Source organism: Bacteroides sp. RTP31139st1_H2_RTP31139_211217, from assembly GCF_040227615.1.
Classification (GTDB): Bacteria; Bacteroidota; Bacteroidia; order Bacteroidales; family Bacteroidaceae; genus Bacteroides; species Bacteroides uniformis.
Window position 1 is genome coordinate 1 of the sequence record NZ_JBCNZM010000020.1, and the last position, 4,868, is coordinate 4,868.

The window sequence follows — 4,868 nt, forward strand, 5'->3', positions numbered from 1 at the left end:
CATCCACCATATTATATTGCCCCTTGTCGGTAGCCGCCATCAGCTTCCCCTTGGCAGAAGGAACATTCGTCACTTTCAGCGTCAGAACACTCTGCGCCGACACACCCACTACAAACATACTAAAAAGAACGATTACCATACCTTTATAACCCATTGTTTTCATAATCACACTTCATTTTAAAGTTACACACATATTAATAAAAACACTTTTTAGGTTCGAACTCCAATGCAAATATAATTAGTTTATTTTATAAACCAAACTATTATATAAATTATTTTATTTATTTCTTTGCATCCTCCTTTACTGTAGGTTATTCCAATCATTCCCAAGCAGTAGTTCCGAAAACAGCAAAAAGTAATTCCTGCCTTACTAACTGTTAATCGTCCGATAACCGTTTTATTATCGTCCGACATATGTCTAATTATCGTCCGACAGTTGTTGGACGATAATTCAACAACTGTCGGACGATTAATAGTTAGCAACAGAAATACTAAGCGTTTGAAAAGAAAGGAAGAGAATCCTTGCAGAAAACCAATAGTCCCACACCTATCCACATATCCTATCTTTTGATAAACAGTCCGCCCCTTTTCAATCCCCCGAAACCAAGCTTTCATAGGCCATTTCGGTTATTTCGGCACTTCTACAACACATTTTCTCCGAAAAGTTTTTGTAATCTCCAAGTAAATCGTATTTTTGTGTACAATTTTGGTGTAGTGATGACAGACGAAGAAAAGAAGCTATTAAGTACCTTTGAAGCCAGACTGCGGCATTTAATCTATCTGCACGATGAATTAAAACGCGAAAATGCTGAGCTAAAGCAACTTCTTGAAGCCAAAGAGGAGGAATACGGGAAGGTACAAGCTGAATACCGGGAACTGGAACTTAACTACACGAACCTAAACACAGCTACGACAATCAGCCTTAACGGCAGTGACGTGAAAGAGACGAAACTGCGATTGTCCAAATTAGTGCGTGAAGTCGATAAATGCATCGCTTTGTTGAATGAATAAAGAGAAGAGGATGTATGAACGATAAGATAAAGATAAACCTGCAGATGGCAGGAGCCTCCTACCCTCTCACAATCAACCGTGAGGACGAGGAAATGGTAAGAGAAGCCGCCAAGCAGGTAGATATCAGGCTCAATGCGTATCGGGAGCATTATCAGAATGTGTCTCTAGAGAGAATTATAGCCATGGTGGCCTATCAGTTCGCTTTAGAAAACCTTCAGTTGAAGGACCGTAATGATACTGAACCCTATACCGCTAAAATAAAGGAACTGACAGAGGTATTGGAGACTTATTTCAAGGAACAATAAGCTACAATCCCTCCGTCGGGTCGGTAAAAGAGAGAAATTCGCGCACTGTACAAAAGTTTGCCCTTCATCAAAGCAAGCTTTTATGCAGTGCTTTTTTATTTATACACTAAAAACAAATTAATAAAATGACAGTAGTTACAATAGTATTATCCATTGCCTGCTTCATTGTCGGAGGGTTTGCCTCGTACTTGTTCTTCAAGCACGGGCTGAAAAACAAATACGACGGTATCCTGAGAGATGCGGAAGCGGAAGCGGAAGTGATTAAGAAGAATAAGTTGCTGGAAGTAAAGGAAAAATTCCTGAACAAGAAGGCGGACTTGGAAAAAGAAGTGGCCCAACGTAACCAAAAGATACAGCAGGCAGAAAACAAGCTGAAACAACGTGAATTGGTACTGAACCAACGCCAGGAAGAAATCCAGCGCAAGAAGATGGAAGCAGAAGCCGTGAAAGAAAATCTGGAAGCCCAGCTGTCCATCGTAGACAAGAAGAAAGAAGAACTGGAGCACATGCAGCGCCAGGAAATAGAAAAACTGGAAGCTATCTCCGGACTTTCTGCCGAAGAAGCCAAAGAGCGCATGGTAGAATCCCTAAAGGAAGAAGCCAAAACGCAGGCCCAGTCCTACATTAACGACATCATGGACGACGCCAAACTGACAGCAAGCAAAGAGGCCAAGCGCATCGTGATACAGAGCATCCAGCGCGTGGCTACGGAAACAGCCATTGAAAACTCAGTAACCGTATTCCACATCGAATCAGATGAAATAAAGGGACGTATCATCGGTCGCGAAGGCCGCAACATCCGCGCCCTGGAAGCTGCCACCGGTGTGGAAATTGTGGTAGACGATACTCCGGAAGCTATCGTATTGTCAGCTTTCGACCCGGTTCGCCGTGAGATTGCACGTCTGGCATTGCACCAGTTGGTAACAGACGGACGTATCCACCCGGCACGTATCGAAGAGGTAGTTGCCAAAGTACGCAAGCAGGTAGAAGAGGAAATCATCGAAACCGGTAAACGCACTACTATCGACCTGGGCATCCACGGTCTGCATCCGGAACTTATCCGCATTATCGGTAAGATGAAATACCGTTCTTCATACGGCCAGAACCTTTTGCAGCATGCACGCGAGACAGCCAATCTTTGCGCTGTGATGGCATCAGAGCTGGGACTCAACCCGAAGAAAGCAAAACGTGCCGGACTGCTGCATGATATAGGTAAAGTACCCGATGAGGAACCGGAATTGCCGCATGCACTCTATGGTATGAAGCTGGCAGAAAAGTTCAAGGAAAAGCCGGACATCTGCAACGCCATCGGTGCCCACCACGACGAAGTGGAAATGACCAGCCTGCTGGCCCCCATCGTACAAGTATGCGATGCCATTTCAGGAGCACGCCCGGGAGCACGCCGCGAAATTGTAGAAGCATACATCAAGCGCCTGAACGACCTTGAGCAACTGGCCATGTCCTATCCGGGAGTGACAAAGACATATGCCATCCAGGCAGGCCGTGAGTTGCGTGTCATTGTCGGTGCAGACAAGATTGACGACAAACAGACGGAGAACCTTTCCGGTGAAATCGCCAAGAAGATTCAGGACGAAATGACTTATCCGGGTCAAGTGAAGATTACCGTTATCCGTGAGACACGTGCGGTGAGCTACGCAAAGTAACATCAGAAAAGAAAATAAATGCAGAAAAGGGTGAATTCGTATTCACCCTTTTCTTATTTTTGCACCACAACCATAACTTTACAAAATGAAAGATTATCAGTTTGAAGTTTGTGCCAACTCCGTAGAGAGTTGTATTGCCGCACAAGCCGGCGGAGCAGACCGGGTGGAACTATGCGCAGGCATCCCCGAGGGAGGGACAACCCCCTCATACGGCGATATCCTCATCGCACGGGAAGTATTGCAGCAGACCAAATTGCATATCATTGTCCGTCCCCGTGGAGGAGACTTCCTTTACTCCTCCACCGAACAGCGCATCATGCTGAAAGACATAGAGAATGCCCGCCGCCTAGGCGCTGACGGAGTCGTGTTCGGTTGCCTGACGGCAGAAGGAGATGTAGACATTCCATTGATGGAGCAGCTTATGAAAGCCTCACAAGGGATGTCCGTCACCTTCCACCGTGCTTTCGATGTATGCAGAAATCTACGAAAAGCGATAGAAGATATTATCGAATTAGGATGCAACCGCATCCTAACTTCCGGACAGCAACCTACAGCAGAGCGAGGCATTCCCCTTCTGAAAGAGCTCCAACAACAAGCATCAGACCGAATCATTCTATTGGCAGGCTGTGGGGTGAATGAAGCCAACATAGCCCACATTGCCCGAGAAACCGGCATCCGCGAATTTCATTTCTCCGCCAGGGAAAATATCGAGAGCTCCATGCTCTATCATAATTCCGCCGTCTCTATGGGAGGAACGGTACATATTGATGAATATACACATACCGTCACTACTGCGGAGCGGGTAAAGCGTACAATCGGAGCATTATTAAAAGCCTCTCCCCTAGCCCCTCCCCCGTAGGGAGGGGGACAGAGATAGTCCTACAAAATACAAACAAGAGCAACTTCAAAACTCCCCTCCCTACGGGGGAGGGGTCGGGGGAGAGACCTATAAAAAAAGGATGTACCTTTCGGTACATCCTTTTTTATATCATAGGATAAATATTATTTCTTCACCGGAGAAGAGTATCTTGCATTCAGACCATCCAGAATCTCACGGGTGATGTTATAGACACTGTCTGCATAGAGCAGGTTGTCAAAACCCGTATTGCTGATAATCATGCTGTAACCTTTTGTCTTATTGTACTCCTTCAGGAAAGCATTGATAGAATCACGCAGTTGCAGGCTGTTCTTTTCATTCTCACTCATCAGCTCAGACTGCAGCTTGTTGCTCAGGTTCTGCAAATCCTGCTCCAACTTTGCAATGCGGTTGTATTCCTGCTGCGCTCTCTCCTGAGAAAGATAAGCGTTGTTCTGATACTTTGTCTGGAATTCCTGCTTCTGCTTCTCCAGTTCGCTGGCTTTCTGGTTCAATGTCAGACGGACATTCTCGCCCTTCTTCACCATAGCCTCATTCAAGTCTATGCAATAGTTGTATTTTGCCAAAAGCGTATCTATTTCAACATAAGCAATTTTCATTTCCGATAATCCGCCGGCTTGTGCAGGAGCGCTTGTTGTCTGTTTATCAGTATTGCCGGCACATTGAGCAAATAAAACGATCAGTGCGAGAGCTGCCAGACCGTTCATGAGGTAGTTTAATCTCTTCATAATTGATAAATATTGTTTTTTAAAATTAGTTCATACTATCGTTTAAGGCTTTTTCCAATTCATCAATGGAAAAACGGGACTTGCGTTGCGCTTCCCTATCCTGCGACTGCACGCAACCGATACCTCTATCGCGCATTGCCTTATTGCCACTGACATGCCCGTTAGGGAATCTCCCGCCTTTCACAAAAAAGACCTTCACACCCAATAAAACAATGCAAATAGCAACTATTAACAGAGTTATCAATATTGTATCAAGCATTTCCATTAATTTTGTTACATGAAA

General features: G+C 45.1%; 6 protein-coding genes. 4 read left to right on the forward strand and 2 right to left on the reverse strand.

Annotated elements, in window-relative coordinates; genetic code table 11:
- The first annotated feature begins 717 nt into the window (after positions 1 to 717).
- From ABUA47_RS05020 to ABUA47_RS05035, 4 genes are all read left to right on the forward strand, one after another.
- Positions 718 to 1,011: a hypothetical protein gene (locus ABUA47_RS05020; RefSeq protein ID WP_349831448.1), complete on the forward strand. Its 294-nt coding sequence runs from the start codon at positions 718 to 720 to the stop codon at positions 1,009 to 1,011.
- 14 nt (positions 1,012 to 1,025) lie between these two features.
- Positions 1,026 to 1,316, forward strand: a complete 291-nt coding sequence (locus ABUA47_RS05025) for a cell division protein ZapA (protein ID WP_005826408.1) — start codon at positions 1,026 to 1,028, stop codon at positions 1,314 to 1,316.
- A 125-nt stretch (positions 1,317 to 1,441) separates the two neighbouring features.
- Entirely contained in the window at positions 1,442 to 2,980 is a 1,539-nt protein-coding gene (gene rny, locus ABUA47_RS05030; RefSeq protein WP_005835816.1) for a ribonuclease Y, read from the forward strand.
- A gap of 85 nt (positions 2,981 to 3,065) precedes the next feature.
- A complete protein-coding gene (locus ABUA47_RS05035) occupies positions 3,066 to 3,839 on the forward strand; it encodes a copper homeostasis protein CutC (RefSeq protein WP_035449506.1) in 774 nt (257 codons plus the stop codon).
- Between the two features lie 143 nt (positions 3,840 to 3,982).
- Here ABUA47_RS05035 and ABUA47_RS05040 read toward each other — a convergent pair whose 3' ends face one another.
- Together ABUA47_RS05040 and ABUA47_RS05045 are read right to left on the reverse strand one after the other, a co-directional pair.
- Positions 3,983 to 4,585 (reverse strand): OmpH family outer membrane protein, encoded by a 603-nt coding sequence (locus ABUA47_RS05040; protein WP_005835815.1) that lies wholly within the window; start codon positions 4,583 to 4,585, stop codon positions 3,983 to 3,985.
- Between the two features lie 25 nt (positions 4,586 to 4,610).
- Positions 4,611 to 4,844, reverse strand: coding sequence for a hypothetical protein (locus tag ABUA47_RS05045; protein ID WP_005835814.1), 234 nt, complete (start codon positions 4,842 to 4,844; stop codon positions 4,611 to 4,613).
- Between the last annotated feature and the right edge of the window lie 24 nt (positions 4,845 to 4,868).

What these genes read in the sequence shown, in the direction of transcription:
- ABUA47_RS05045 (WP_005835814.1), bottom strand. Translation starts at nt 4,844, where the DNA reads ATGCTTGATACAATATTGATAACTCTGTTAATAGTTGCTATTTGCATT.
- ABUA47_RS05035 (WP_035449506.1), top strand. Translation starts at nt 3,066, where the DNA reads ATGAAAGATTATCAGTTTGAAGTTTGTGCCAACTCCGTAGAGAGTTGT.
- ABUA47_RS05025 (WP_005826408.1), top strand. Translation starts at nt 1,026, where the DNA reads ATGAACGATAAGATAAAGATAAACCTGCAGATGGCAGGAGCCTCCTAC.
- ABUA47_RS05040 (WP_005835815.1), bottom strand. Translation starts at nt 4,585, where the DNA reads ATGAAGAGATTAAACTACCTCATGAACGGTCTGGCAGCTCTCGCACTG.
- rny (WP_005835816.1), top strand. Translation starts at nt 1,442, where the DNA reads ATGACAGTAGTTACAATAGTATTATCCATTGCCTGCTTCATTGTCGGA.
- ABUA47_RS05020 (WP_349831448.1), top strand. Translation starts at nt 718, where the DNA reads ATGACAGACGAAGAAAAGAAGCTATTAAGTACCTTTGAAGCCAGACTG.